Source organism: Achromobacter sp. SIMBA_011, from assembly GCF_046535435.1.
Classification (GTDB): Bacteria; Pseudomonadota; Gammaproteobacteria; order Burkholderiales; family Burkholderiaceae_B; genus Achromobacter; species Achromobacter dolens.
The window spans coordinates 1-273 of record NZ_JAWRWN010000429.1; the positions used below are offsets into that span (position 1 = coordinate 1).

The following is a 273-nucleotide window of genomic DNA, read 5'->3' on the forward strand; positions in this document are numbered from 1 at the left end:
GGTCGTAAGCAGCCAGCCCCCCGCGACGACCGGAGGCGGCGCAGACTGGACCTTGGCGACAGGCCGGTCTCCTTTCCGATCTACGCCATCGGCGATGTGCATGGCAGCCTTGATCTGCTGCTGCAGGCGGAACGGAAAATCCTCGCGGACCTGGCAGGCAGTTCATCCCCCGCTCTGGTCATTCTCCTTGGCGACTATGTCGATCGCGGACGCGATTCCTGCGGTGTTCTCCAGCATCTGCTGCAACCGCCGCCGGCGCCGCTGCGTCGCATT

General features: G+C 65.2%; 1 protein-coding gene. It reads left to right on the top strand.

What is annotated here, in order from left to right; translation table 11 throughout:
• A partial coding sequence (locus tag SB816_RS31580) for a metallophosphoesterase (protein ID WP_410548192.1) occupies positions 1-273 on the top strand: 273 nt, incomplete at both ends.